This window comes from Collinsella sp. AF36-3AT, assembly GCF_003475205.1.
GTDB classification, from domain to species: Bacteria; Actinomycetota; Coriobacteriia; order Coriobacteriales; family Coriobacteriaceae; genus Collinsella; species Collinsella aerofaciens_AF.
On sequence record NZ_QROZ01000010.1, the window covers coordinates 1 to 24,296 of the forward strand.

General features: G+C 63.9%; 22 protein-coding genes and 2 tRNA genes. 19 read left to right on the top strand and 5 right to left on the bottom strand.

Features of this window, described 5'->3' with window-relative positions; genetic code table 11:
- Positions 1–178 precede the first annotated feature (178 nt).
- The 9 genes from DW003_RS08415 (at position 179) to DW003_RS08455 (ending at position 8,450) form a co-directional block, all read left to right on the top strand.
- Entirely contained in the window at positions 179–442 is a 264-nt protein-coding gene (locus DW003_RS08415) for an HPr family phosphocarrier protein (protein WP_022094575.1), read from the top strand.
- A 133-nt stretch (positions 443–575) separates the two neighbouring features.
- The gene (ptsP, locus tag DW003_RS08420; protein WP_118388561.1) at positions 576–2,279 is read left to right on the top strand and encodes a phosphoenolpyruvate--protein phosphotransferase; all 1,704 of its coding nucleotides are present in this window, start codon (positions 576–578) and stop codon (positions 2,277–2,279) included.
- 74 nt (positions 2,280–2,353) lie between these two features.
- Entirely contained in the window at positions 2,354–3,286 is a 933-nt protein-coding gene (locus DW003_RS08425) for a 1-phosphofructokinase family hexose kinase (RefSeq protein WP_118388563.1), read from the top strand.
- 183 nt (positions 3,287–3,469) lie between these two features.
- Positions 3,470–4,402 carry a 1-phosphofructokinase family hexose kinase gene (locus tag DW003_RS08430; RefSeq protein WP_118388565.1) on the top strand — a complete coding sequence of 311 codons (933 nt, stop codon included), beginning with the start codon at positions 3,470–3,472 and terminating at the stop codon, positions 4,400–4,402.
- A gap of 164 nt (positions 4,403–4,566) precedes the next feature.
- A complete protein-coding gene (locus tag DW003_RS08435; protein WP_118388567.1) occupies positions 4,567–5,961 on the top strand; it encodes a CCA tRNA nucleotidyltransferase in 1,395 nt (464 codons plus the stop codon).
- A 127-nt stretch (positions 5,962–6,088) separates the two neighbouring features.
- Positions 6,089–6,165, top strand: a tRNA-Glu gene (locus tag DW003_RS08440).
- A 22-nt stretch (positions 6,166–6,187) separates the two neighbouring features.
- A tRNA-Glu gene (locus DW003_RS08445) sits at positions 6,188–6,264 on the top strand.
- 150 nt (positions 6,265–6,414) lie between these two features.
- The gene (locus DW003_RS08450; protein WP_118388569.1) at positions 6,415–7,722 is read left to right on the top strand and encodes a lysylphosphatidylglycerol synthase transmembrane domain-containing protein; all 1,308 of its coding nucleotides are present in this window, start codon (positions 6,415–6,417) and stop codon (positions 7,720–7,722) included.
- A gap of 116 nt (positions 7,723–7,838) precedes the next feature.
- The gene (locus tag DW003_RS08455) at positions 7,839–8,450 is read left to right on the top strand and encodes a TetR/AcrR family transcriptional regulator (protein ID WP_022094569.1); all 612 of its coding nucleotides are present in this window, start codon (positions 7,839–7,841) and stop codon (positions 8,448–8,450) included.
- 112 nt (positions 8,451–8,562) lie between these two features.
- Here the strand turns inward: DW003_RS08455 and DW003_RS08460 are convergent, their stop codons facing one another.
- From DW003_RS08460 to DW003_RS08480, 5 genes are all read right to left on the bottom strand, one after another.
- On the bottom strand, positions 8,563–9,732 hold the full coding sequence (locus DW003_RS08460; protein ID WP_118388573.1) for an ABC transporter ATP-binding protein: 1,170 nt from the start codon (positions 9,730–9,732) through the stop codon (positions 8,563–8,565).
- Positions 9,733–9,744: 12 nt separating this feature from the next.
- Positions 9,745–10,767: an iron ABC transporter permease gene (locus DW003_RS08465; RefSeq protein ID WP_118388575.1), complete on the bottom strand. Its 1,023-nt coding sequence runs from the start codon at positions 10,765–10,767 to the stop codon at positions 9,745–9,747.
- 22 nt (positions 10,768–10,789) lie between these two features.
- The gene (locus DW003_RS08470; protein ID WP_118388577.1) at positions 10,790–12,361 is read right to left on the bottom strand and encodes an ABC transporter substrate-binding protein; all 1,572 of its coding nucleotides are present in this window, start codon (positions 12,359–12,361) and stop codon (positions 10,790–10,792) included.
- 4 nt (positions 12,362–12,365) lie between these two features.
- Positions 12,366–12,899 (bottom strand): hypothetical protein, encoded by a 534-nt coding sequence (locus DW003_RS08475; RefSeq protein ID WP_118388579.1) that lies wholly within the window; start codon positions 12,897–12,899, stop codon positions 12,366–12,368.
- Positions 12,900–13,044: 145 nt separating this feature from the next.
- Positions 13,045–13,971 carry a sirohydrochlorin cobaltochelatase gene (locus DW003_RS08480; RefSeq protein ID WP_118388581.1) on the bottom strand — a complete coding sequence of 309 codons (927 nt, stop codon included), beginning with the start codon at positions 13,969–13,971 and terminating at the stop codon, positions 13,045–13,047.
- Positions 13,972–14,429: 458 nt separating this feature from the next.
- Between DW003_RS08480 and cobM the strand changes: the two genes are divergently transcribed.
- Genes cobM through cobS form a run of 10 tightly spaced genes read left to right on the top strand, consistent with a single transcriptional unit; the run spans position 14,430 to position 24,249 of the window.
- Positions 14,430–15,221, top strand: a complete 792-nt coding sequence (cobM, locus tag DW003_RS08485) for a precorrin-4 C(11)-methyltransferase (RefSeq protein WP_118388583.1) — start codon at positions 14,430–14,432, stop codon at positions 15,219–15,221.
- Position 15,222: 1 nt separating this feature from the next.
- On the top strand, positions 15,223–16,407 hold the full coding sequence (cbiD, locus tag DW003_RS08490; protein WP_222847417.1) for a cobalt-precorrin-5B (C(1))-methyltransferase CbiD: 1,185 nt from the start codon (positions 15,223–15,225) through the stop codon (positions 16,405–16,407).
- On the top strand, positions 16,400–17,089 hold the full coding sequence (gene cobI, locus DW003_RS08495) for a precorrin-2 C(20)-methyltransferase (RefSeq protein ID WP_118388585.1): 690 nt from the start codon (positions 16,400–16,402) through the stop codon (positions 17,087–17,089). Before cbiD ends, cobI begins: the two co-directional genes overlap by 8 nt.
- Before the next feature lie 42 nt (positions 17,090–17,131).
- Positions 17,132–18,223 carry a cobalt-precorrin 5A hydrolase gene (locus tag DW003_RS08500; protein ID WP_233545555.1) on the top strand — a complete coding sequence of 364 codons (1,092 nt, stop codon included), beginning with the start codon at positions 17,132–17,134 and terminating at the stop codon, positions 18,221–18,223.
- Positions 18,223–18,966, top strand: a complete 744-nt coding sequence (gene cobJ, locus DW003_RS08505; RefSeq protein WP_118388589.1) for a precorrin-3B C(17)-methyltransferase — start codon at positions 18,223–18,225, stop codon at positions 18,964–18,966. The genes DW003_RS08500 and cobJ overlap by 1 nt, the downstream gene beginning before the upstream one ends.
- Positions 18,954–20,426, top strand: coding sequence for a precorrin-6y C5,15-methyltransferase (decarboxylating) subunit CbiE (gene cbiE / locus DW003_RS08510; RefSeq protein WP_118388591.1), 1,473 nt, complete (start codon positions 18,954–18,956; stop codon positions 20,424–20,426). Before cobJ ends, cbiE begins: the two co-directional genes overlap by 13 nt.
- The gene (locus DW003_RS08515) at positions 20,423–21,805 is read left to right on the top strand and encodes a cobyrinate a,c-diamide synthase (protein ID WP_233545556.1); all 1,383 of its coding nucleotides are present in this window, start codon (positions 20,423–20,425) and stop codon (positions 21,803–21,805) included. The genes cbiE and DW003_RS08515 overlap by 4 nt, the downstream gene beginning before the upstream one ends.
- The gene (gene cobT / locus DW003_RS08520) at positions 21,798–22,940 is read left to right on the top strand and encodes a nicotinate-nucleotide--dimethylbenzimidazole phosphoribosyltransferase (RefSeq protein ID WP_118388593.1); all 1,143 of its coding nucleotides are present in this window, start codon (positions 21,798–21,800) and stop codon (positions 22,938–22,940) included. The genes DW003_RS08515 and cobT overlap by 8 nt, the downstream gene beginning before the upstream one ends.
- Positions 22,937–23,485 (top strand): bifunctional adenosylcobinamide kinase/adenosylcobinamide-phosphate guanylyltransferase, encoded by a 549-nt coding sequence (locus DW003_RS08525; RefSeq protein WP_118388595.1) that lies wholly within the window; start codon positions 22,937–22,939, stop codon positions 23,483–23,485. The genes cobT and DW003_RS08525 overlap by 4 nt, the downstream gene beginning before the upstream one ends.
- Positions 23,482–24,249, top strand: coding sequence for an adenosylcobinamide-GDP ribazoletransferase (gene cobS, locus DW003_RS08530; RefSeq protein ID WP_118388597.1), 768 nt, complete (start codon positions 23,482–23,484; stop codon positions 24,247–24,249). Before DW003_RS08525 ends, cobS begins: the two co-directional genes overlap by 4 nt.
- Positions 24,250–24,296: the final 47 nt, after the last annotated feature.

The following is a 24,296-nucleotide window of genomic DNA, read 5'->3' on the forward strand; positions in this document are numbered from 1 at the left end:
AATCTCACTGGCCGCGCCCGGCCCCCTGTGGGCGAGCAAGCGGACGACAAACACATCTGTCCAACAATTCGTGCGAAACATAATGAAAAACCGTTTGATGTGAGTTAATATAAACAACGTCGTGAATCTGACTCCTGCCGCATACATGACAGGGGTTAAACACAAAAAGGAGTCAATTATGGTTTCTGAGAAGGCTACCCTCGTCAATCCTCAGGGTCTGCACATGCGTCCGGCCGGCCTCTTCGCCTCCACCATGGGCAAGTACGCCTGCGACGTGACGGTCGTTACCCCCGAGAAGGAGGTCAACGGTAAGTCCCCGATGGCCCTCATGGCTGCTGGTATCCCCTGTGGTACCGAGGTTGAGGTCAAGTGCGACGGCGCTGACGAGGCCGAGGCTCTGGCTGCCGCCATCGAGCTCATCAAGAGCGGTCTTGGCGAGTAGAACTCAAACGGGTCGCATGTTGAACAATTAAGTTCATACTTGGGGGCGCAGTGACCTGTAGCAAGGTAGCTGCGCTCTTTTGTCATGGATATGGCAAAACGCTTTATCACATGACACGGAGAGAGGAATGGGAATGTATCAGGGAGTCAACGCATCCGAGGGTATCGGTATCGGCACCGTCATGGTCGCCGTCGATCCCGACTTGACGTTTGAGCCGCACGAGGTTGCTGATTCGGCAGCAGAGAAGGAGCGCTATCAGACCGCTCTTTCGGTCTTCTGCGATAAGACCCAGGCTCAGGCCGACCACATGAAGGAGACGGTGGGCGAGGCCGAGGCCGAGATCATGAGCGGACACATTGTCCTGGCTCAGGACCCGGGCATGACCGACGCCATTAACGCCGCCATTGACGGCGGCACCTGCGCCGAGCAGGCGCTCATGGACACATCGACCATGTTCGAGAACATGTTCCTGTCCATGGACGACGAGATGTTCCGCCTTCGCGCGGCCGACATCGCCGACATCCGCACCGGTATTCTGGCCGAGCTGCTGGGCAAGGAGGTCGTCGACCTCTCCGTCCTGCCCGAGAACACCGTCGTTGTCGTGCACGACCTTACGCCGTCCATGACTGCCACGATCGATAAGGCCCACGTTGCCGGTATCGTCACCGAGACCGGTGGCCGCACGTCGCACTCCGCGATCATCGCGCGCGCCCTCGAGATCCCGGCCGTCCTTTCGGTCTCTAACAGCTGCACCGCGCTTCGCAACGGTATGACCGTCGTCGTCGACGGTGGCAAGGGTGTTGTCGAGGCCGATCCTAACGAGGAGACGCTCGCTGCCTACACCGCCAAGGCCGAGGCCTTCGCTGCCGAGAAGGCGGCTCTCGAGGCCTTCCGCGGCAAGCCGTCCGTGACTGCCGATGGCATCAAGAAGATCATCGCTTGCAACATCGGTAACCCCGATGACGTGCCCAACGCGCTCGATCACGACGCCGAGGCTATCGGTCTGTTCCGCTCCGAGTTCCTGTTCATGGACTCTGCTGAGCTTCCTTCCGAGGAGGAGCAGTTCAACGCCTACCGCAAGGTCGCCAGCGCGCTCAAGGGCGCTCCGGTCATCATCCGCACGCTTGACGTGGGTGGCGACAAGGAGATTCCGTATCTGCACATGGTCAAGGAAGACAACCCCTTCATGGGCTTCCGCGCCGTGCGTTACTGCCTGGCCAATCCCGACCAGTACAAGGTCCAGCTCCGCGCTCTGCTGCGCGCCAGCGCCTTCGGTGACGTCAAGATCATGATTCCGCTCGTCACCTGCGTCGAGGAGGTCGTGGCCGTCAAGGAGCTCGTCGAGCAGTGCAAGGCCGAGCTGACCGAAGAGGGTCGCAAGTTCAACGAGAACATCGAGGTCGGCATCATGGTCGAGACGCCCGCCGCTTCGCTGCTCGCTGACCGTCTGGCCGAGGTCGCCGACTTCTTCTCCATCGGCACCAACGATCTGATCGGCTACACCATGTGCGCCGACCGTGGCAATGACACCATCTCCAACCTGTACCAGGTTTACTATCCCGCCGTGCTCCGCTCGCTCAAGAACATCATAGAGAGCGGCGTGAAGGCCGGCATCATGGTCGGTATGTGCGGCGAGGCCGCTGCCGATCCGCTGCTCGAGCCGCTGCTGATCAGCTGGGGTCTGGAGGAGTTCTCGATGAGCGCTCCGTCTATCTTGCGCGCCCGCAAGACCATCAGCCAGTGGACCAAGGTCGAGTGCGACGAGCTCGCCGAGAAGGCACTCGCCTGCAACACTGCCGCCGAGGTCAAGGCGCTGCTCGAGTCCGCAGCTCGCTAATTTGGTATCAGAGGTAACCGCGTGGTTGGAATGGGCCGGCCACGCGGCCCTCACATATACAGGGGGTACTGTAAATGTTCTACACGCTAACCGCTAATCCGGCTGTCGACATGACGGTTTCGAGCTCTCCGCTCGAGCCCGACGAGAACGTCCGCACCGGCTCGGCCAGCTACACGGCCAACGGCAAGGGCCTCGACGTGTCCTTCGCCTTTAAGAAGATGGGCGTCGACACCGTCGCGCTCGGCTTCTTCGCCGGCTTCACGGGCAAGTTCATCGTCGAGGAGGTCATGAACCTGGGTTGCCTGTGCCGCCCGGTCTGGACCGACGGCATCACGCGTATCAACACCTACGTCAACGATGGCCAGCACGAGTACGGCATCCTCAACCCCGGCGCCCCGATTACGCCGCAGCACCAGGAGGAGCTCTACAACATCCTGGACACCGCGGGCGATCTTGAGTGCCTGATCGTCTCCGGCTCCGTGCCTCCCAAAGCTACGCCCGACTTCCTGGCTCAGGTCATGGAGCACGCTCAGGCCCGTGGCGCTGACGTCGTCCTGGACCTGTCCTCCGACAAGCTCAAGGAGCTCGCTCACAAGAAGCCGCTGCTCATCAAGCCGAACCATCACGAGATGAAGGCCATCTTCGGCGTGCCGGTCGACACCGACGACGAGGTCCGCGTTGCCATGAAGCTCGCCCACGATGCCGGCGTCCAGAACGTGCTGCTCACCCGTGGTAGCCGCGGCGACGCTTACTTCTCAAACGGCGAGGACATCTGGTACGCCAAGCGTGAGTTCAACATCAAGCTGGTCTCTTCCGTCTGCGCCGGCGACTGCACCCTCGCTGCATTCCTGCACAAGTGGTACAGGGATCGCGACAACGTCGAGGAGGCCATGAAGCTCGCTATGGCCACCGGCGCTAACGTTGCCGAGTCCGTGGGCATTGGCGACTTTGGTCACGTCGATGAGTACAGCAAGCGCGTTGCTGTCCGTAAGCTCGATCGCAAGTAAGCGAAAAGCGACGAATTCGTGCGCATGCGGCGTCCCGGTTTTGATCGGGGCGCCGTTTTTTGTCCCACCCGAACTTCGGCGCCGCACTTCACGCGTTCCACACCGTTCACCGAGCTGATATAGCCTTTTGTCGTTACGTGGAATATACTTTCATCAACACGTTGCTTCGTGAAAGGAACATTCATGATTTACACGCTCACTGCAAATCCCGCCATTGACTACAACATCGCCTGCGACGGCCTTGCTGCCAACACCGTCACGCGTACCCGCAACGCCGTCTACACGCCCAACGGCAAGGGCCTCAACGTCTCGTTTACGCTTGACCACTACGGTGTCGACACCACGATCCTGGGCTTCTTCGCCGGCTTCTCGGGCGAGTTTATCGTTAAGGGCGCCGAGGCCCTGGGCGTGCCCGTCAAACCCGTGTGGACCGACGGCATCACGCGCGTCAACGTGTTCCTCAATGCCGGCCCCGACACCGAGTACAACATGGTCAACGCCGGTGCCGCCATCAACGAGACCAACGAGCAGGAGATGTTTGAGCTCATCGATTCGTTCGATGACATGACCTGCCTGGTCATCAGCGGCTCGCTGCCTCCCAACACTTCCGAGGGCTTCCTGGCCGAGGTCCTGCGCCGTGTCAAGGCCAAGGGGGCCGAGTTCGTCCTTGACATCTCGAGCCATCAGCTGGCAGACCTCATTGCCATGAAGCCGCTGTTGATCAAGCCCAATGACGACGAGCTGCTCGACATCTTTGGCATTAAGGTGAGCGGTGGCGACGATGAGTCCGTCAAGGGCGCTATGGCCGAGCTGCACGCCAAGGGCGCCAAGAACGTGCTGCTGACCCTCGGTGGCGCCGGTGCGTACTTCTCCAACGGCGAGCACATCTGGTTTGCCAACCGCACCTTCGACGTCAAGCTGCTGTCGACGGTGTGCGCCGGCGATTCCTCGCTCGCTGCCTTCCTGTCCGTGTGGCACGACGCCCCCGAGCGTGTCGAGGACGCCCTGCGCCTTTCGATGGCTACCGGCGCCAACGTGGTCGAGTGCCCGGGCCTGGGCGATTTTGCCAAGGTGGACGAATATAAGAAGCACATTGAGGTTCGCCAGGTCTGCTAGTTCCGGCACCTTTCCTGAATAGTTTGATTATTTCGCATCCGTCTTAGACTAGGACGGATGCGTTTTTGTTTATCGGACTTGCGTGTGCAGTGGAGGCTGTTTCTTGCTAGACTTCTTGCAGACGCAATCGATAGCCAATTTGATAGTCGCAGGAGGCCACAGGTATGTGCAATGTTTCGCTCAACGGTACGCAACCGTCCGATGCGTCCCTGCGCGTCCTGCGTGCGCTTGAGGCGGTTGGTCTTGAGGCTTGGTACGTTGGCGGTTGGGTGCGCGACGCCCTGATGGGGTGCCCCAGCCACGATGTTGATATGTGCTGCAGCGGCCTGTGGCAGGAGTCCAAAGCGGCGCTCGAGGCCGCCGGCATCGCGGTTGTGGAGTCGGGCATTAAATTTGGCGGAATCACGGCTGTTTCCGATGGCGAGCGTATCGAGGTCACCACGTACCGTCTGGATGGCTTTTACACCGATGGTCGCCATCCCCAGAGTGTGGAGCGTGCCGCCTCGCTCGAGGACGATCTGGCGCGCCGCGACTTTACCGTCAACGCTATGGCCTGGCATCCCGAGCGCGGGCTTGTCGACCGCTACGACGGCCAGGGTGACTTGGAGCGCAAGCTGATTCGCGCTGTCGGCGATCCCAAGCGTCGTTTTAACGAGGACGCCCTGCGCATGTTGCGTGCGGTGCGCTTTGCCTGCCGCCTGGACTTTATGATTGAGCCCGAGACTAAGCGCGCGCTTGCCGAATGTGCGCCGTCGCTCGATGCTGTGGCGCGCGAGCGTGTGGGTATTGAGCTCGAGGGCATTCTTTCGACCGGTCATGGGGGAGACGCGATGCTCCGCTATCCCGAGCTCATCTGCGCCGCCGTGCCCGAGTTGGCAGCGGGTCGCGGGTTTGATCAACGCAGTGTCTACCATGCGTTTAACGTCTACGAGCACATCGCCCGCGTGCTGACGGTGGCAGGGGAGCTGGCGCTGTGCGACGGCGTCGCGCCCTCGTCGAGCCTTATGTGGGCGGCGTTTTTGCACGATGTGTCCAAGCCCGAGTGCTTTACGGTCGATCACGCCGGCAGCGGACACTTCTACGGTCATCCCGAGCTCGGCGCCAAGAAAGCGCGCGTCATTATGGATCGCCTGGCGCTCTCGCACGACCTGGTGCGCGACGTGTGCCTGCTCATCAAATATCACGACAAGCCGCTGCGCCCCGAGCGCTCCTGCCTGCTCAATATGATGCGCGCGCTTTCGGGCGAGGGCGTCGACACGCCGCGTCTGATGGACGAGCTCATGGACCTCAAGCGTGCCGACACACTTGGCAAGGCCCCGTCGTGCTTCTATTACGTCGAGACGATTGAGGAGATGCGCGCGATGGCGCACGAGCTGCTGAAGGCGGGGGAGCCCTATACGCTCAAGATGCTCGCCATCAACGGCGGCGACCTGATCCGTGCCGGTGTGAAGCCGGGGCCCGAGCTAGGCCAACTACTCAACTCCGCCCTCGACGCCGTGATCGAAGACAACATACCCAATGAGCGCGGAGCTCTTTTGGTCCATCTCAACTTGAATTAGCTACCCAGTTTACCTGCGTGTTCCATAACCTGCCGACATTTTTTCGGCAATTTGGAATTTCTTCTTGCACTGACGTTTTTTGTCCCGTAATATATTTCCTCGCAGCACGGCAGTGCAGATGTCATGTGGCCCGTTCGTCTAGCGGTTTAGGACGCCGCCCTCTCAAGGCGGAGATCACCAGTTCGAATCTGGTACGGGCTACCACTTCTTTTCTGCTGAGCCCTATGGCCCGTTCGTCTAGCGGTTTAGGACGCCGCCCTCTCAAGGCGGAGATCACCAGTTCGAATCTGGTACGGGCTACCACGCATCTGATACCCGGACTTCCCATGGAAGGCCGGGTTTTTTATTTTCAAACAACCGTCTGCAATTCCCGTTTGAACCAGAGCTTTGCGTTCTGCTTATGGTCCTTGCGGGTACAATATCCAAGATATTTTGACTGTTAGAAGGAGTCTCATGACGGAGTCCTCTCAGCATACGTCTAAGCCCCAGGTCGAGGTTGAGGCCTCGGGCGGAGATGACAATAAGAGCGCACGCCGCGGCGCCATCTTTATCGGCGTCGTGCTGGTGGGTTATATCGTCTATCTGGTGGTAACCGGTCAGATGGGACAGTTCTGGGCTGCCATGTCGAGCGTCCAAGCGCCGTGGCTCGCTGCTGCATGCTTTTGCATGTTCCTGTATCTGTTCTTTGGCATTGTGGCCTATGCGATCGCCGTATGGCTCGACCCCAATTCACCCGTCGGCATTCGCGACCTGATTTCGGTCGAGGCGAGTGGCATCTTCTTTGGCAACCTCACACCTATGATGATGGGCTCGACTCCCGCACAGATCTACCGCCTGACCAAGGCGGGCCAAAATGTCGGCGAGGCTGGCGCCACGCAGTTCACACGCTTTATCGTGTACCAGTTTGGCCTCGTTGCCTGGGGCGCTATCCTTCTGCTTGCTCGCATGCCGTTTTTTGCCGAGCGCTATGGCGACATGACGCTGCTGTGCGTCTTTAGCTTTGGTGGGCACTGCTGCATCTTGCTGGGCATCTTCGCCGTCGCGCTCATGCCTAAGACCGTCACGCGCGTTGCCCATTGCATCATCAATTGGCTTGAGCGCATTGGTGTCTCGGCCACTAAGATCGAGGGATGGCGCACGTTTGTCGATGGCGAGATCTACTCCTTCTCCGAGAAGTTCAAGCTTTCGGCCGGACATTTTTCTTCCATGCTGCTCACCGTGTTTATCACCATGCTGCAGCTCGCGTTTTTCTATCTGGTGCCGTATTTCCTGATGCTTGCCTTTGGCCACCACGAGGTCGACTTTTTCTCGGTCATGGCCGCGAGCGCCTTTGTCCAGCTTCTGAGCTCTGCGGTCCCCTTGCCCGGTGGAACTGGTGGCGCTGAGGGTGGCTTTGCATTGTTCTTGGGTCATTTCTTTGGGTCGGCTTCGACCGCCGGCTATCTGCTGTGGCGCCTCATTACGTTCATTGCGCCGACCATTTTGGCTGCGCCCCTGCTGGGCCTTAAGAGCGCCCACAACGAGAGCATCCATGCGCGCTGGGATCGCGTGATGCGCAAACTCGGCCGCACGTCTCAGACGCCCTCTGCGCCCACTAAGCCGCACCCAACTAATGCTGTTACCGTTGATCCTAAGAAGCACGCTCAGAAGGCTTCTGGGGCCGCTAAGCCGGCTCATAAAGCCTATGTGCGCCAGACAGGCGATGGTATTCGCGTATCTCCGTCGGCACTCAATAAGAAGAAGCGCCCTAAGTCGCAGTAGGACAGTCGTGCGTTCTTCATGATGCGGGGCATATTTGTGCTGTATGGGGGATAATCCTCTTACGTAGATTATCTCTCATCTGTTGATGAATGTCCGCATATCGAAGGGACACGCCCATGGCAACCAGCAAACCGCGTCTTGACCGCCGCATTGTTCGCAGCCGTAATGCCATCCTTTCCGCTTTCGAGCGCCTGCTCATGGAAAAGCCGCTGGCAGACATTACGGTGAGTGCCATCGCACGCGAGGCCAATGTCGACCGCAAAACCTTCTACGTGCACTTTGGCACGGTTGACGGCCTGCTCGATGCCATTGCCGTCGATGTGGTGGAGATGATTGTCGACTCGGTCGAGAAAACGCTTGCTTCCATGGACGGCGACACCAACGAGCGCGCCCTGGGCGCGGCGGCGACCTTCTTTAAAACCGTTAACGAGGCACTGTGCAACAACTTGGTGCTCAATCGTCAGCTGATCGAGAACATTCCGCTTGATGATTTTATGGCTCGTCTTCGTGCGCCGCTCGAGCACGAGATTGCCGAGCGCGATCTGCTGCCCCAAGGTCTCAAGGATGAGATGTTCGACTACTATCTGGCGTTTTTGCTGTCAGGCATTATCGGTATCTATCGCACGTGGGCGCTGTCTGACGGCTCGGTTCCTATCGAGCGTGTCTCGGAGGTTGCTAATAATCTGACGTTGAGCGGTCTTTCGAGTTTGGAATCTCGCTTGGATTAGGTCTAGTTGGGCTCGTCGGCGTGGAAATTCCTGTTCACGAGGTTCTCCGGCGCCTTGGAGACCTCGCCGGCGTAGGAGCTATAGCCTGAGGATCCTTAAATGAAAGTCCAGTTTATCCTTCCCACTCCAATTGGGAATCCTCCGATGCGCCTTCGCACGCTCGCATGACCTCGATACCATGCGAGCGTGCGAACTCGACGAGCTCTGCGTTGCGGGCGTTTATGGTGCCGAAGGCGGCGGGGCACACGATAAGGCGCGCGCAGTGGACGAGGAGCTCTTTGGCGCGGGCTATGGTTTTATCCCCGATCGGCTCGAAGGCGCGCTCGGCCACGCATTCCGCCGCCAGGTCGCGCGCGAGCTCGCAGTCGATGTCCCCTTCGTGCAGAACGCCCGCGTAGAACGCCTTGCCCTGCCGAATGAGCTGGCGAAACACAGCCGACCCCGTACCTGCGCCGGCGATGACGAACGTGTGCGCATCGCCGTGCGGGCGCCCAATTTCCACGCTGCCGAAGCGCTCGTTGAAGGTGCCATGTTGAAGGCCGTAGAGCTCGCCAATCGTCTCGCGCGTGAATATGTCCTCGGGTGCGCCGGCGCGGAAGACCCGGCCGTCCTTCACGCAAATCACCTTGTCGGCGCTTTTCTGCGCGAGCTCGAGTTCGTGGATGGACATGATGACAGCCACATTCCGCGATTTCGCAAGGTGGCGAAGTATTCGCAGCAGGTCGATCTGGTAGCGGATATCGAGATACGACGTGGGCTCGTCGAGCACGAGCACACGCGGATCCTGCGCGATGGCGCGTGCGAGCATGACGCGCTGGCGTTGCCCGTCGCTTATCTGCATGAAGTCGCGCTCGGCGAGTTCTTCCACATGTGCGGTTTTCATGGCCTCGTCGACCCGACTATGGTCGTCGGGCGAGAGTGTGCCCATTCGCCCGGTGTAGGGATGCCTTCCCGTCTCTACGATATCGCGGCAGGTGAGGAGCTCGGTCCGGGGGCGATCCGTCAGCATAACGGCAAGGTTCCTTGCGAACTCCGCCGTCTTCCATCGGGAAATCTCCCGCCCGTCGAGCTCGACCGCGCCGGCAAGCGGTGCAAGATGGCGTGTGATGGTTTTCAAGATGGTCGACTTGCCCGAGCCGTTCGGCCCGATGAGCGCCACGACGTCGCCCGCGCGAACCTCCAGATCGACGCCTTCGACTACGACCTTCTTGTCGTAGCCCGCCGACAGGTCGCTTATGCGGAAAAGCGGCGCTCCGTCAGCCTGCGTTTTGGGCCGCGGCACGAATTCCCCCATCTACCTCACCCGCTTCTTCAACATGAGTGCGATAACCACCGGCGCGCCGAAGATGGCGGTGACGGCGCTGATGGAAAGCTCGACGGGGGAGAACAGCGTGCGCGCGATCAAATCGCAGCCCGCGCAGAAGATGGCGCCTCCCAAGAAGCACGCAGGAATCACGCGGATGGGCTTCGACGACTTCAGCGCCGACTTCACGAGATGCGGAACCGCGATGCCTACGAACGACACCGGACCAGCGAACGCGGTCACGCAGGCGGAGAGCATGCTCGCTAGAAGGACGAGCACCACGCGGAAGCGTTCGACGTTCACACCGACGCTTTTCGCGTAGGCTTCTCCCAGCTGGAAGGCGGAAAGGGGCTTCGATATCGCGAATACGCATGCGCTCACGGAGATCACTACGACCGCGATGACCGCGACGTCGTCCCAGCTCGAACCCGAGAAGCTACCCAAAGACCAGTTGTGCAGGTTCACGATGGACTGATCGTCGGCGAAGGCGATGAGGAAGTTCGTCGCCGCCGAGCAGATGTATCCCACCATGACGCCCGCCACGATGAGCATGGCCATGGAACTTATGCGCCGTGCGATGAGGAGCACGAAGCCGATGGTGATAAGCGAGCCAAGAAACGCTGCGGCCACCATGGCCGGCGAGGACATGGCCTGGTTCGCGCCCAGAAGTACGATCATCGTAAGCGCGACGACGAACTTTGCGCCTGAGGAGACGCCCAAGATGAATGGGTCGGCGATGGGGTTGTTGAAAAACGTCTGCAGCAGGAACCCGGAGAGCGAAAGTGCCCCGCCGAGAAGTACGGCTGAAAGCACGCGCGGCAGGCGAATCTCCCAGATGACCTGGCTTTCCATGGAATTGGCCGCGCCGCCCGAAAGGATGCCGGGGATGTGGTCTGCGGGCACGAGCACGCTCCCGATGCACAGGTTGGCCCCGACGAGCACGATGAGGGCAACAGCGAGCAGCGCCGTCACGACGCGACACCGCGCGGCGCGCCCCGATTCGTCGTATGCCATGGAAAGTCGGCTTCTCATGGTGCTAGCCGAGCTTCCTCAGATAATGGAAGTCGCTCGCGTCATCGCCGTTGAACGCCCCGTGCAGCTCGTCGATAATGTCGGCGGTGGAAGTCATCTGCTGGTACATGTCGGCGCTTGTGACCCAGACGTTTCCGTTCTTCACGGCTTTGAACTGCGACAATAGCGCGTTTTTACCTACCAAGTCGTTCAGGGTGGCAACCGATTCGTCGATGGTGCCGTTGTAGACGATGATGTCGGCATCCTTCGCCGTCGCGTAGAAGCGCTCCATTTCGAGCGTTACTGACGAACCTGACGTCGACGCCGTCTGCGCGTCATCGAGCGCGTAGCTGCCGCCTGCAAGCTCGATCATCTGCGCCACGTAGTCGCCCGCCCGTCGCGTGACGGCGGCCCCGTTCGAGTTAATGTAGAAATACGCCACGGTTTTACCTGACGACGCGAGCCCCGACGTTTGCTCGACACGGGCCTTCTGCTCGTTGAACAGGTGCGCGGCCTCGTCTTCCTTGTCGAACAGGACGCCGAAAAGCTTAATCCACTCGACGCGCCCGAGTGCTTCGGGCTCGCTCGACGACTGTTCGGTGAGCACGACGAGCCCGAGCTTCTGCAGCTTTTCCTTCACATCGGGCGCGTGGTTGATCATGGTGTTTTCGATGGCGAGCGTGCAGCCCGAGGCCGATATTCGCTCGTAGTCGGGCGCGCTGTACTTGCCGCCGTAGGCGATCGCCCCACTTTCGAGCGCGCTTTTGAAGCCCGCGACCGAGCAATCGTCGGCCTTCGTGCCCGACATTAAGATATTGTCGTTCGCATCGAGCGCGTCGACCAGGCACATCGTTGCCGACGACACGAGGTACACCTTGTCGGCGGGGCGCCTTATGACCGCGATGTCGGAGCTCAACCCATCAGGTACCTTCGCATCTTGCGGCACCACGAGGAAGCGCTCCCCGTTCGAAATGCAGATAAGCCGCAGGCCGCCTTCGTACTCGTCGACAGTGAAGTGCTTGGCGTATTCAAGCTGAAGCGCCCCCGTCGGCTCCCAGCCGCAGCCCAAATCGGCGTTGTGGAAGTCGGCCGCGGCGCTTGAAGCCGTTCCCGCAGGGGAGCCGCCGCTTGCATCGTCGCCCGATTTCTCCTTCATGGTGGATGAGTCGAAGTGGAGCGTGTAGTCGATGGTGTGCGGCGTCGACATGGCGACGGTCTCGGCCGACACGGCGATGTCCTCGTCGAGTGTGACGGGTATCTCGAACGTGGAGTTGCCGCCGTCGTTTACGGGCGCGTAGTCCACGCCGTCGGCGGTCATCTTGTCGTAGTTCGAACTCGACCAGGTGATGGTCGCGGTGTAGGTGTCGCCATCCTTCACAATTGTGGTTGGTGAGGCGATGCTTGCGCGCCCTGACCCGCCGGAAAGCGAGACGCTCACAGTGTATTCCTGAGAGCCCGCCGTGGCACTGGTCGCGTTCGGGCTCGCACTGCACCCCGCGAAGGGAAGCGCGAGCAGGGCGACGAGAACGCAGGCGATTACGCGCGCCGCGATGCTGCGGCGCTTCCTGTTTTCCCCCTTGGGAAGAATCGACCGCATGGCGTTACTTCAGTGCGTCGGCGCGCAGATCGACGCCGGCGGATTCGAATACGAGCGTGCGGTCGTACCACCGCTCCCTTTTAATGCTCCACGCGGCGCAGGCGGTGTCCTCGTCGAGCGCATCAACGGGCACGTCGTAGGTGTACTTGCCTTCCGCGTTTTCCACATAGGGGATGAAGTCGGCCTCGCTCGCGGCGGCAGCCTCGTCGCCCGTGCCCATGAAGAGCTTGCCGTAGCCCGTGCCGGAAAGTGTCATCACGCAGTGCATGGAGCCGTTTTCCACGATGAGCTGGGCGTCCACAATCCTGAACATGTTCGAGCTGGAATCTACGGTGATTGGATAGGTGCCGTCAGCCACCTTGTCGGCGGTAATGGGGGCAGCGCTTGCGCCCTCGGGCGCATCGGCCGCCTGTTCGGTCTTTTCCTGGGAATCGGCATCGCTTGCCTTTGCGCTGTCGATTGAATTTCCGCCGCAGCCGGCGAGCGAGAACGCGAAAAGCGCCGCTGACAGGGCGAAGACGAGGGTTTTCTTCAACATGGAGGGGTTCCTTTCAATCGCTTCGACCGCCCGCGCCGTGCGGTGGGCGGGCGGGATGCGAATGCAACGGGCATGCGTCGTCAGTCGGGGAAAGGCGCATGCCCGTTGCACGGGGGCGCGACCGGCGCCCCCGTGCGCGGCGAGTTTACAGCTTGGCGATGGCGTCGTCCACGTGCGAGACGTAGATGTCGTCGACCGCGACGTTCTGTCCCAAACCCTGGAGCAGGCACGTCACTTCGAAGCCGGCGGCCACGAACTTCGCAGCCCAGCTGTCGGGGTCGGTCTCGTCTGCCATGTCGTTGTTCGCGTGGTCGCCCGCGACCACCATGAACGGCGCGAGCACGGCCTTCTTGTAGCCTGCGGCGCTCGCGGCGGCGATAACATCCTCGCAGGTCGGTTCAGCCTCGACGGTGCCGACGAAGAACTGCGTCAAGCCCTCGTTCTTGAACACTTCCTGCATCTTGGCATAGTCGGCGTTGGAATCGGCTTCGGTGCCGTGGCCCATGAGGCACAGCGCCGTCTTGCCGTCGTCGAAGGACGCCATGTTCTCCTTAATGGCTGCGGCCACCTTCTTGTAGTCATCGTCGGAGGTGAGCAGCGGGTCGCCGAGCGAGATTTTGTCGAACTTGTCGGCGTACTTGTCGAGCTCGTCTTTCACGTCGGTGTATTCCAGGCCACCCATGAGATGCGTCGGCTGCACGACGATTTCCTTCACGCCGTCTTCCACGCAGCGGTCGAGCGCCTCGGTCATGTTGTCGATCGTGATGCCGTCGCGCTTCTTCAGCTTGTCGATGATGATCTGCGCGGTGAAGGCGCGGCGGATGTCGTAGTCCTGCCAGTACTTCTCGCGGATAGCGTCTTCGATGGCGCCGATGGTGATGTGGCGCGAGTCGTTGTAGCTCGTGCCGAAGCTCGTGACGAGGATGACCGGCTTCGCGGCCTTCTCCTTTTCGCTCGATTTCTCGGAACTCGCGGAGGTGTTGGAGCAGCCCGCGAGCGCGAATCCGGCGAGCGCGACGGCTCCGGTTGCTGCGGCGCCCATGAAGCCGCGGCGTGACATCTGGTCGGACATGGTTTTTCCTTTCCTCGATTTGCCGGTCCCCCGGCGACAGTTGCTTGTCGGCACAAGCGAAAGAAAAGCGCACCCCTCGGGGTTCACAAGGAGCTAACGCCACGGCGATGCCGTGAGGAAAAGGCGAAGCAGTCTGGCTTGGGGCGCGAGGCGGTTCGCCCGCGCGTCCTATACAGTAATGTCCCTTGCCCAGGATTCCCACCTGGTTCCCTCCGCAAGCCAGCGCGGGCTGTGCGGGCGCCGCGCCGGTCATTTCCTTTTATCCGATTGTCATATGCTCGTTGCCGAAACTTTTACTATGATAGTGGGCACTTGTGAACGTGTCAAAGCCAGGGCGGGCTGCATTGCGTCTCCTGCCTGCGTATTTGCGCCGATTGCCGCCGCAGGCGCCGTGTTTTGCCCGCTGCGCGAATGGCGGCGTAAACGGTTGCGATGAGAAACGGGAAGGGAAGGCTCGGATGATTCATATCGTTGGCGCAGGCTCGGGCGCCGCCGACCTTATCACGCTGCGCGGGGCGCGTCTTCTGCGCGCGGCCGACGTGGTCGTTTGGGCGGGGAGCCTTGTGAACCCCGAGCTGCTCGCCGAGTGTAAGGAATCCTGCGTTGTCTACGACAGCGCGCACATGACCTTGGAGGAAGTGCTCGACGTGATGTGCGCGGCGGATGCACGGGGCGAGGAAGTGGTACGCCTGCACACGGGCGACCCGTGCCTGTACGGCGCCATCCAGGAGCAGATGGACGCGCTCGACGCGCGCGGCGTGGACTACGAGGTGGTGCCCGGCGTGTCGAGCTTTTGCGGTGCTGCGGCGGCGCTTCGCCAGGAATACACGCTGCCGGGAATCAGCCAGTCGGTCGTGATCACGCGGCTTTCCGGACGTACCCCCATGCCCGCGGGCGAGGGCATGCGCACCATGGCGAAAAGCGGCTCGACTATGGTCATCTTCCTGAGCTCGGGTATGCTCGCCGAGCTTTCCGCCGAGCTTTTGGCCGTGGGCCGCAGCTCCGACGAGCCGGCGGCGCTCGTGTACAAGGCGACCTGGCCTGAGGAGCGCGTGGTGCGCTGCACAGTGGGCACGCTCGCCGATGCGGGCGCGCGAGAGGGCATCGACCGCACGGCGCTCGTGGTGGTGGGCCGCGTGCTCGGAGCTCGCGGCGGGCTTGCGCACGACGGCGCGCAAGCGGAGTCGTACGAGCGCAGCAAGCTTTACGACCCTTCGTTTGCCACGGGGTATCGGAAGGCGAGCAGCTAGCGTGGCCTTCGAGCACTACATATATACCGGGACGACCCGCCTGCGCTGCGGCTATACCACGGGGAGCTGCGCCACGCTCGCGGCGAAGGCGGCCTGCGAGATGCTCTTGTCACGAAAGCCCGTCGGCCGCGTGTCGATCGTCACCCCCGGCGGGCTGCCTGTCGAGACGGACGTGGTTGACGCATGTATCGGCGAGGGGTGCGCCCAGTGCGCCGTGCGAAAGGACGCAGGCGACGATGCCGATGTGACCGACGGCGTGCTCGTGTACGCGCGCGTGGAACATGCGGGGTCGGGCACGGGCGCTGCGGGCAGCAAGGGCGTGCCCGCGCGCGAATCGGAAGTTTCCGTCGATGGCGGCGTGGGCGTGGGGCGCGTGACGTTGCCCGGGCTCGAGCAGCCGGTGGGGTCGGCCGCTATCAACGCGACGCCGCGCGCGATGATCACTTCGGCGGTGCGCGAGGTGTGCGCCGCGCACGGCTTTTCTGGAAATATTGCTGTGACGATTTCGGTACCCGAGGGTGTTGCCCTTGCCGAAAAGACCTTCAACCCACACCTGGGGATAGAGGACGGCATTTCCATCCTGGGCACGACGGGCATCGTCGAGCCGCGCAGCCTCGCTGCCTTGCGCGACAGTATCGAGCTCGAGATCCGGCAGCATGCGGCTATGGGGCGGCGCGGAGTTGTGCTCACGCCCGGCAACTACGGCGCGCAGTTCATCTCGGGGCATTTTCACCTAAACGGTGCGCCGGTGGTCTTCATCTCCAACTTTGTGGGCGATGCGATTGATTGCTGCGTTCGCGAGGGATTTACCAATGTCCTTCTTGTGGGACACATCGGCAAGCTGGTGAAGGTCGCGGGCGGCATCATGGACACCCATTCGCGTACCGCCGACTGCCGCGCGGAGATTCTGGCCGCCCACGCGGCCTTGGCCGGCGCGGGCGCGAAGACCGTGTGCGAGATCATGTCGTCGGTCACGACCACGGCGGCGCTCGAGGTAATCGAGGCCGCCGGCGTGGGGGACGCTGCGCGCGCCTCGCTCGCTGCGGCAATCGAGGACAGGTTGCGCCGCCGCGCGGCGGGCGCATGCGACATCGCCGCGGTCGTGTTCGACGCCGAGCGCTGCGAGCTTTTCCGCACGTCGGGCGCCGATGCAGTTATCGGGGAATTGGGGGCTACGTATGAGTAGAGGCGTGCTGTACGGGGTGGGCACGGGGCCTGGCGACCCCGAGCTGCTCACGATCAAGGCCGTCCGCACAATCGAATCGTGTCCGGTCATCGCCGCACCGCAGACGGCGGACGGGGTCATGGTCGCGCTCGACATCGTGCGCGGCGCCGTCGACCTTACAGGCAAGACGGTGATCCCCGTGAGATTCTCGATGACGCGCGACGCCGTGCGCCGCGCGACCGAGCATGCCTCGCTTGTTCGCGAGCTTGTCGCGCACCTGGATGCGGTCCGCGACGTCGCGCTGCTGAACCTGGGGGACCCGAGCATCTACGCCACCTTCCAGCGCATAGCGCCCGACGTGCGCGCCCGCGGGTTCGAGGCGCGCGCCATTCCCGGCGTGCCGAGCTTCTGCGCGGTCGCCGCGGCGCTCGAGCGCGACCTCACGCCCGAGATGTCGTCGCCTCTGCACATCGTGCCCGGCGGCTACGACGACGTGCGCCGCGCAATCGGCTGGCCGGGGACGAAGGTGGTCATGAAGGCGCGCCGCTCGCTTGCGGACACGATGCGCATCCTTCGCGAGGAGGGCGCCTTCGACGGTGCCGAGCTCGTAGAGGACTGTGGGCTTCCGGGCGAGCGCGTGTACCGCTCGCTCGACGATGTGCCCGATCGGGGCAGCTACTTCTCGACGATGGTGGTGCGCTAGATGAGGGTTTCCTGCATAGCGTTCACTGAGAGGGGGTATGCGTTGGCGGAGCGCACCGCACGCGCGCTTTCCGATTGCGCGCAGACAGGTGAAGATGACCCTGGCTGGAACGTTTCCGTTTCGCGCGGGTTCGGCGAGGGGAAGGCCGACCTGCGCGCATGGACGGCGCTCGCGTGGGAAGCGTCGGACGCGCTCCTGTTCGTGGGTGCGGCGGGCATCGCCGTGCGGGCGATCGCGCCGCATGCCGCCTCGAAGGCAAACGATTCCGCGGTTGTGGTGATCGACGAGGCAGGTCGCTTTGCCGTCTCGCTTTTGTCGGGGCATTTGGGCGGTGCGAACGAGTTTGCGCAAATTGTGGCACGCGCGGCAGGGGCCACCCCCGTCATCACCACGGCGACCGACGTCCGCGGCGTGTGGGCGGTGGATACGTGGGCTCGCTGTGCGGGGCTCGCCGTTTCGAATCCCGAGGCTATCAAGCGAGTGTCGGCGCGGCTGCTTTCGGGCGGGCGCGTGGCGCTCTATTCCGACATGCCGATTTCGGGACAGCCGCCTGAGGGGGTTGACATTGCGTCCGACCGCGCTCGGGCCGATATCGTCGTGTCGCCGTTCGCTGGCGCGAATGCAGGTGCGTCCGTTCGCGTGGCGGAGACAACGGGCGAGGTCGTACCCGCCGGTGAGACGGGGAAGCCGGCGGGCGTGCGGGCGCAGGCGCCTGCGCCCGAGCCGCTTCGCCTTGTCGTGCCCTGCATCGTTGCGGGCATAGGGTGCCGCCGCGGTGCGTGCGCCGAAGCGATCGGGGAGGCGTTTCTTCTCGCGTGCGGGCAGGCGGGCATCTTGCCTTCGGCCGTGCGCGAGGCGGCGACGATCGACGTGAAGGCGCACGAGGAGGGTCTGCTCGCCTTCTGCCGCGCGCGCAATATCCCGCTTGCGACGTATTCCGCAGAGGAGTTGTCCCAGGTCGAAGGCAGCGTTTCGCCATCTGATTTCGTTCGCGCGACGGTGGGGGTCGACAACGTGTGCGAGCGCGCGGCGCTCGCGGGCGGGGGCAAACTTTTCTTCCCGAAGCTCGCTCACGGCGGCGTGACCGTCGCGTTTTCCAAGGTAACTATCGAACTTTCGTTTAAGGAGCGGTGATGGGAAAGCTCTTCGTGGTGGGGATCGGCCCGGGCGGCCCCGACGGCATGACGATTGCGGCTCGGCGCGCGCTCGAGGCAGCCGACATCGTTGTGGGGTACACGAAATACGTGGAGCTCGCGCTCGCCGCCGTGCCCGACGCGGCGCATTTCGCGACGCCGATGATGCACGAGGTCGAACGGTGCCGTCTGGCGCTTTCGCGCGCGCAGAGCGGAGAAGCCGTGGCGCTCGTGTGCAGCGGTGACGCGGGCGTGTACGGCATGGCGAGCCCCGTGCTGGAGCTTGCGGAGGACTACCCCGATGTAGACGTGGAAGTTATCGCCGGGGCCACCGCGGCTCAGAGCGGGTCGGCGGTGCTCGGCGCCCCGCTTGCCCACGACTTCGCGGTCGTGTCGCTCTCCGACCTGCTCACGCCGTGGAAGGTCATCGAGCGCAGGCTCGCCGCCGTGGCGAGCGCCGACTTCTGCATCTGTTTGTACAACCCGCGCAGCAGAAAGCGCGCCGACAGGCTCTCGCGCGCGGCGAAGATTATGCTCGAATGGAAGGCCCCCGACACGCTCTGCGGTTGGGTACGCAACATCGGGCGCGAGGGGCAGCAGTCGGGCATGTGCAGGCTTTCCGAGCTGGGGGAGTTCGACGCCGACATGTTCACCACCGTGTTCGTCGGCAACGCGGACACGAAGCGCGTAGGCGGCCGTATGGTCACGCCGCGCGGGTATCGGGAGATTCCATGCGAAAGGTAACGATCATCGGGGCGGGGCCCGGAAACCCCGACTTGCTCTCGCGCGCGGCGCTCGACGCGATCGACATCGCCGACGTGGTCATCGGCGCTCATCGCGCGCTTGTCGGCATCGACGTGCCGCCCGACGTGGTGAGATGCGAGCTCGTGAAGACGGCGGACATCGTCGCCGCGCTCACCGATGCGGCGTCGTGGCAGCGCGCCGTGGTCGTGATGACGGGCGATGTGGGGCTGTTCAGCGGCGCGCGCCGCCTGGTGGAGGCGCTCTCCGGCGACGCGCGGGTGGACGTGCGCGTCATTCCCGGCATAAGCTCAGCGTCGTATCTCGCCGCGCGCCTCGCGCGTCCATGGCAGGATTGGCGCTTCGCGAGCGCTCACGGCGTGGCGTGCGACATCGTGGCCGAGGCCGAGCGCGCAGGTGAGCTCTTCCTCGCCACGTCGGGCGGGGAAGACCCCTCGCGGCTTTCGGGCGAGCTTGTGCAGGCGGGCTTCGGGGACGCGCGCGTGACGGTGGCCGAGCGCCTTTCGTACCCCGACGAGCGCATCACCTGCGCGACTGCAAGTGAAATCGCAGGTCAGACGTTCGATGACTTGAACGTGATGCTTATCGAGTTCGCAGGCTGCGCCGGGTCGCCTGCGGGCTCTAGCGCAGCCTCCGAGGCGCCGGCCGGCGCGTCTGCGCCCGCGGCGGCTTCTTTCGCGGCGGACTCTGCGGGCGCATCCCGCGCCGCGAGCCCCCGCTGGCCGTACGCTTCCTCGGGCATTCCCGACGAGCTCTTCATCCGCGGCGACGTTCCCATGACCAAGCAGGAGGTGCGCGCCGTCGCGCTCGCGAAGCTGCGCCTTACCGCGACCGACACCGTGTGGGACGTCGGCGCCGGCACGGGGAGCGTGTCGATCGAGGCGGCGCTCGTCGCGCGAGCGGGGTCGGTATGGGCGGTCGAGCGCAACGCGGCCGGCGTGCAGCTCATCCGAGAGAACGCGGATGCATTCGGGTGCGGCAACGTGCATGCGGTCCCCGGTGTCGCCCCCGAAGCGCTCGCGAAACTGCCCGTCCCCGACGCCGTGTTCGTCGGCGGGAGCGCGGGCGAGCTTTCCTCCATCGTGGAGGCGGCGCTCGAGAAGAACTCGCGGGTTCGCCTGTGCGTGCCATGCGTCACCGTTGAGACGCTCACCGAGGCGTGCGCGCTCCTCTCGGGTTCGCGCTTTAAGGGGTTCGAGGCGTGCCAGGTGTCGGCCGCCCGCGCGGAGGCTGTAGGCTCGCACCATCTTATGAAGGCGCAAAACCCCGTGTTCCTCGTCAGCGCGCGTGGTGCGGGCGCGGATGCCGAGGAGCTTACCGAAGTCGGGGCGCTTGCCGAGTCGCCTGTCGGGGATGACCCCTCTGCCGAGGGGAACCCATCCGTTGAGGTGGTCTCGCTTGCTAACTGCAACGCCGCAGGTGGGGAAGGCGGCGCCCGGTGAGCACGACCATCCCGCGCTTCATGGTCGCTGCGCCCTCGAGCGGGAGCGGCAAGACGGTCGTCACGTGCGCGCTCCTGCGCGCGCTTGCGCGCCGCGGCCTTGCATGCGCGGCCTTTAAATGCGGCCCCGACTACATTGATCCGCTCTTTCATCGCCGCGTCGTGGGTGCGCGCTCGGGCAATTTAGACGGCTTCTTCACCGACGCCCCGACGCTGCGCGCCCTGCTCGCACGCGGCGCCGCGGGCGCGGATGTCGCGGTGCTCGAGGGGGTTATGGGCTTCTACGACGGCATGGCGCCCGGCGTGGCCGACGCGAGCAGCTACCAGGTTGCGCGCGACACGGAAACGCCGGTCGTTTTAGTGGTGAACGGGCGCGGGGCGTCTTTATCGCTCGCCGCCGTAATCCGCGGCATCGCCGAGTTCCTGCCTTGTGCGAACGTGCGCGGCGTCGTGCTGAACAAGACGAGCGCCGCTGCCTGCGCCTACGCGGCGCCTGCGATCGAGAAGCACACGGGCGTCGCGGTTTTGGGGAATATCCCCGCCGACGAGGCGTTCTCGCTCGAAAGCCGGCATCTGGGGCTTGTGACCGCCGACGAGGTCGAGCAGCTCTCCGCGCGCATCGACAAGATGGCCGAGCTGGTGGAAAAGAGCGTCGAGGTCGACCGCTTGCTCGAAATAGCGGCGACGGCACCCGATATCTGCGAGGAACCTTACCGGTTGGAGCCGATCGCGGGAGCGCGGCCCATCGTTGCCGTCGCGCGTGACGAGGCGTTCTCGTTCTACTACGAGGAGAATCTGCGCGCGCTCGAGGACCTGGGTTGCGAGCTGGCCTTTTTCAGCCCCCTGCGTGCTAGCGAGTTGCCCCGGGGGACAAGCGCCCTCTATCTGGGAGGCGGCTACCCGGAACTCCATGCGCGGCAGCTCTCCGAGAACGCGCCGATGCGCGAGGCGGTGCGGCGCGCGGTGGAATCCGGCATGCCGACGGTCGCCGAATGCGGTGGGTTTCTGTACCTGCAGCGCGAAATCGCCGATAGCGAGGGGCGGCGCTGGCCTGTTGCTGGCGCCCTTGAGGGCGCGAGCGAGAACGGGGGAAGGCTGTCCCATTTCGGGTACGTGGAGCTCACTTCCCAACGCGACGGGCTCTACGGGCCGCTCGGCACACGCATCCGCGCGCACGAGTTCCACTACTGGCAGTCCACCTGCCCGGGCGGCGACTTCTGGGCGCAGAAGCCCCGGCGCGATAAGGGCTGGCCGTGCATGACGACTACCCCGTCCCTGGTGGCGGGCTTCCCGCATGTGTACTATCCTGCTAACTCCGACGTTGCGCGCGCGTTCACGTCTGCCGCAGCGTCGTTCGCAGAGAGGAGACGGCATGGCTGAAGCAACCGAAACCGCGCTTGCCTGCATCCGCGAGGAAGTCGAGCGCGCGTTCTCGTCGGCGCCGGGCGCCGTGCTCGAAGCCGCGCTCTCCCGGATCGCGCCCGCAGACGAGTGTGCCCGCGCCGCCGCGTACGCCGCGTGGGACTCCATCGCGCACCCCTTGGGGGGATTGGGCGACTTTGAAGATGCCGTCGCGTGTATCTCCGCAGCTCAGGGGAGCGCCGAGGTGGCCGAGTTCCCCCGTGCGCTCGCGGTATTCTTCTCCGACAACGGGGTCGTTGCCGAAGGCGTGTCGCAAAGCGGGCAAGACGTGACGCGAGCCGTCGCGCGCAACATGTGCGAGGGGGCCACGAGCGCCTGCCGCATGGCGGCGTTCGCGGGTGCCGAGGTCGTGCCCATCGACGTGGGTATGGCCCGGGGCATAGAAGACGCGCGCATGGTGCGCGCGAACGTGCGGCGGGGGAGCGGCAACATCGCGCACGGCCCCGCTATGTCTCGCGATGGGGCCGTGCGCGCGATCGAGGTCGGAATCGCCGTCGCGTGCGGGCTTGCCCGCGCCGGCGTGCGCCTTCTCGCCGCGGGCGAGATGGGCATCGGCAACACGACCACCTCGGCGGCGGTGGCCGCAGTGCTCATCCGGGCGGACGCGCGGAGCCTCGTCGGGCGCGGCGCGGGGCTCTCGGACGCCTCGCTCGCGCGCAAGCGCGACGTGGTCGAGCGCGCTATCGACGTGAACTCGCCCGATCCCGCCGACCCGATCGACGTGCTCTCGAAGGTGGGCGGCTTCGACATCGCGGCGATGTGCGGCTTCTACCTGGGGGCCGCGGCCTCGAAGGCTCCGGCGCTCCTCGACGGGGTCATATCCTGCACGGCGGCCCTGTGCGCGGCGCGCCTGTGCCCCAACGCCTTGGGCTACCTCGTGGGCACCCACGCATCAAGCGAACCCGCAAGCCAGGAGCTCCTTCGCGAGCTCGGCATAAAGGCACCCCTCGACGCAGGCATGCACTTGGGCGAGGGCGCGGGCGCCATGGCGTATCTGCCCCTTTTGGATTCGGCACTGCGCGTGTACCGGGATGGGAAGACGTTCACGGCGACTGGCATGGCTGCTTACGAGCATTTCGAGGCTGGGAAATGACGGTGACACTCGTCATCGGCGCCGCCGCGAGCGGCAAGAGTGCCTACGCCGAGTCCCTGTGCCTCGGGCGCGACGGCCCCCGCGTGTACCTGGCAACGATGGAGCCCTTCGGGGAAGAGGGCGCCCGCCGCATCGCGCGCCATCGGGCGCTGCGCGAGGGCAAGGGGTTTTCTACCCTCGAGTGCACGCGTGACGTGGGCGCCGCAGTGCCCGGGCTTCCGCGCGGCTGCACGCTTCTTTTGGAGGACGTGGGCAACCTGGTTGCGAACGAGCTCTTCGCGGAAGGCGGCTTGTCCCCGCGTGACCCCGACGTTGCGGCGCGCGAGGTGCTCGGAGGCATTGAACGGCTCGCTCAGGCCGCTGCGTATACGGTGGTGGTCACCGTCGACGTGTTCGCCGATGGGATGCGCTACGATGAAGGGACCGAGGCATGGAGGCGCGCGCTCGCGCGCGTGAACGCGGGTGTGGCGGCGCTGGCCGACCGCGCAGTCGAAGTGGTATGCGGGATTCCCGTGTGGATGAAAGGTGAAGGACCTACAAGGTGAAGATAGTAGAGGCAATCGGCGCGGCGTTCGGAACGTTCTCGCGTATCCCCGTTCCGAAATCGGCCTGGACCGATTTCGGGTCAACCCATGCGCTTGCCGCGTTTCCCCTGGTGGGCCTTGCGGAAGGCTTCCTCATGACGGCGTGGGGGTACGTGGCGAACCTGCTCGGCGTGCCCGCGACCATCGTCGCGGCTGTGCTCGTGGCGCTGCCTGTGGCGGTGACGGGAGGCATCCACCTAGACGGGCTCTGCGACACCTCCGATGCGCTTGCAAGTTGGGCCCCGCGCGAGCGAAAGCTCGAGATCATGCACGACCCGCGGGCGGGCGCCTTCGGGGTCATCGGTGTTGTTGTGTACCTTATTCTGCAGTTTTCCCTTTTCACCGCGCTGCCGCTTACGGCGGGGGCGTTCCTCGCGCTTCTGTGCTCGCTCGTGTTCTCCCGCGCGCTTTCGGGACTCGCCGTTGAATGCTGGCCTGCCGCGCGGGCGGACGGCATGGCCGCGGGGCTCTCGCCTGCGAAGAAGCGCGCGGCGATCGTCGTGCCGCTTTGCGCTTTCGCTGCGGCTTCGGCTGCAGGGATGGTCGCGTGCGCTCAGGCCGTCGGCGCCTTTATGGCGGTGGCGGGGCTTTTGGTGCTCGCGTGGTACCGCCATGTTGCCCTGTCCCGCTTCGGCGGGGTGACGGGGGATTTGGCCGGATGGTTTCTGCAATGGGCCGAGCTCGCGATGCTTGCCATGCTGGTGGTGGGGGGCATGCTCCTATGATGCTCGTGGTAGGTGGCGCGCATTCGGGGAAGAGGACCTTCGTGCGC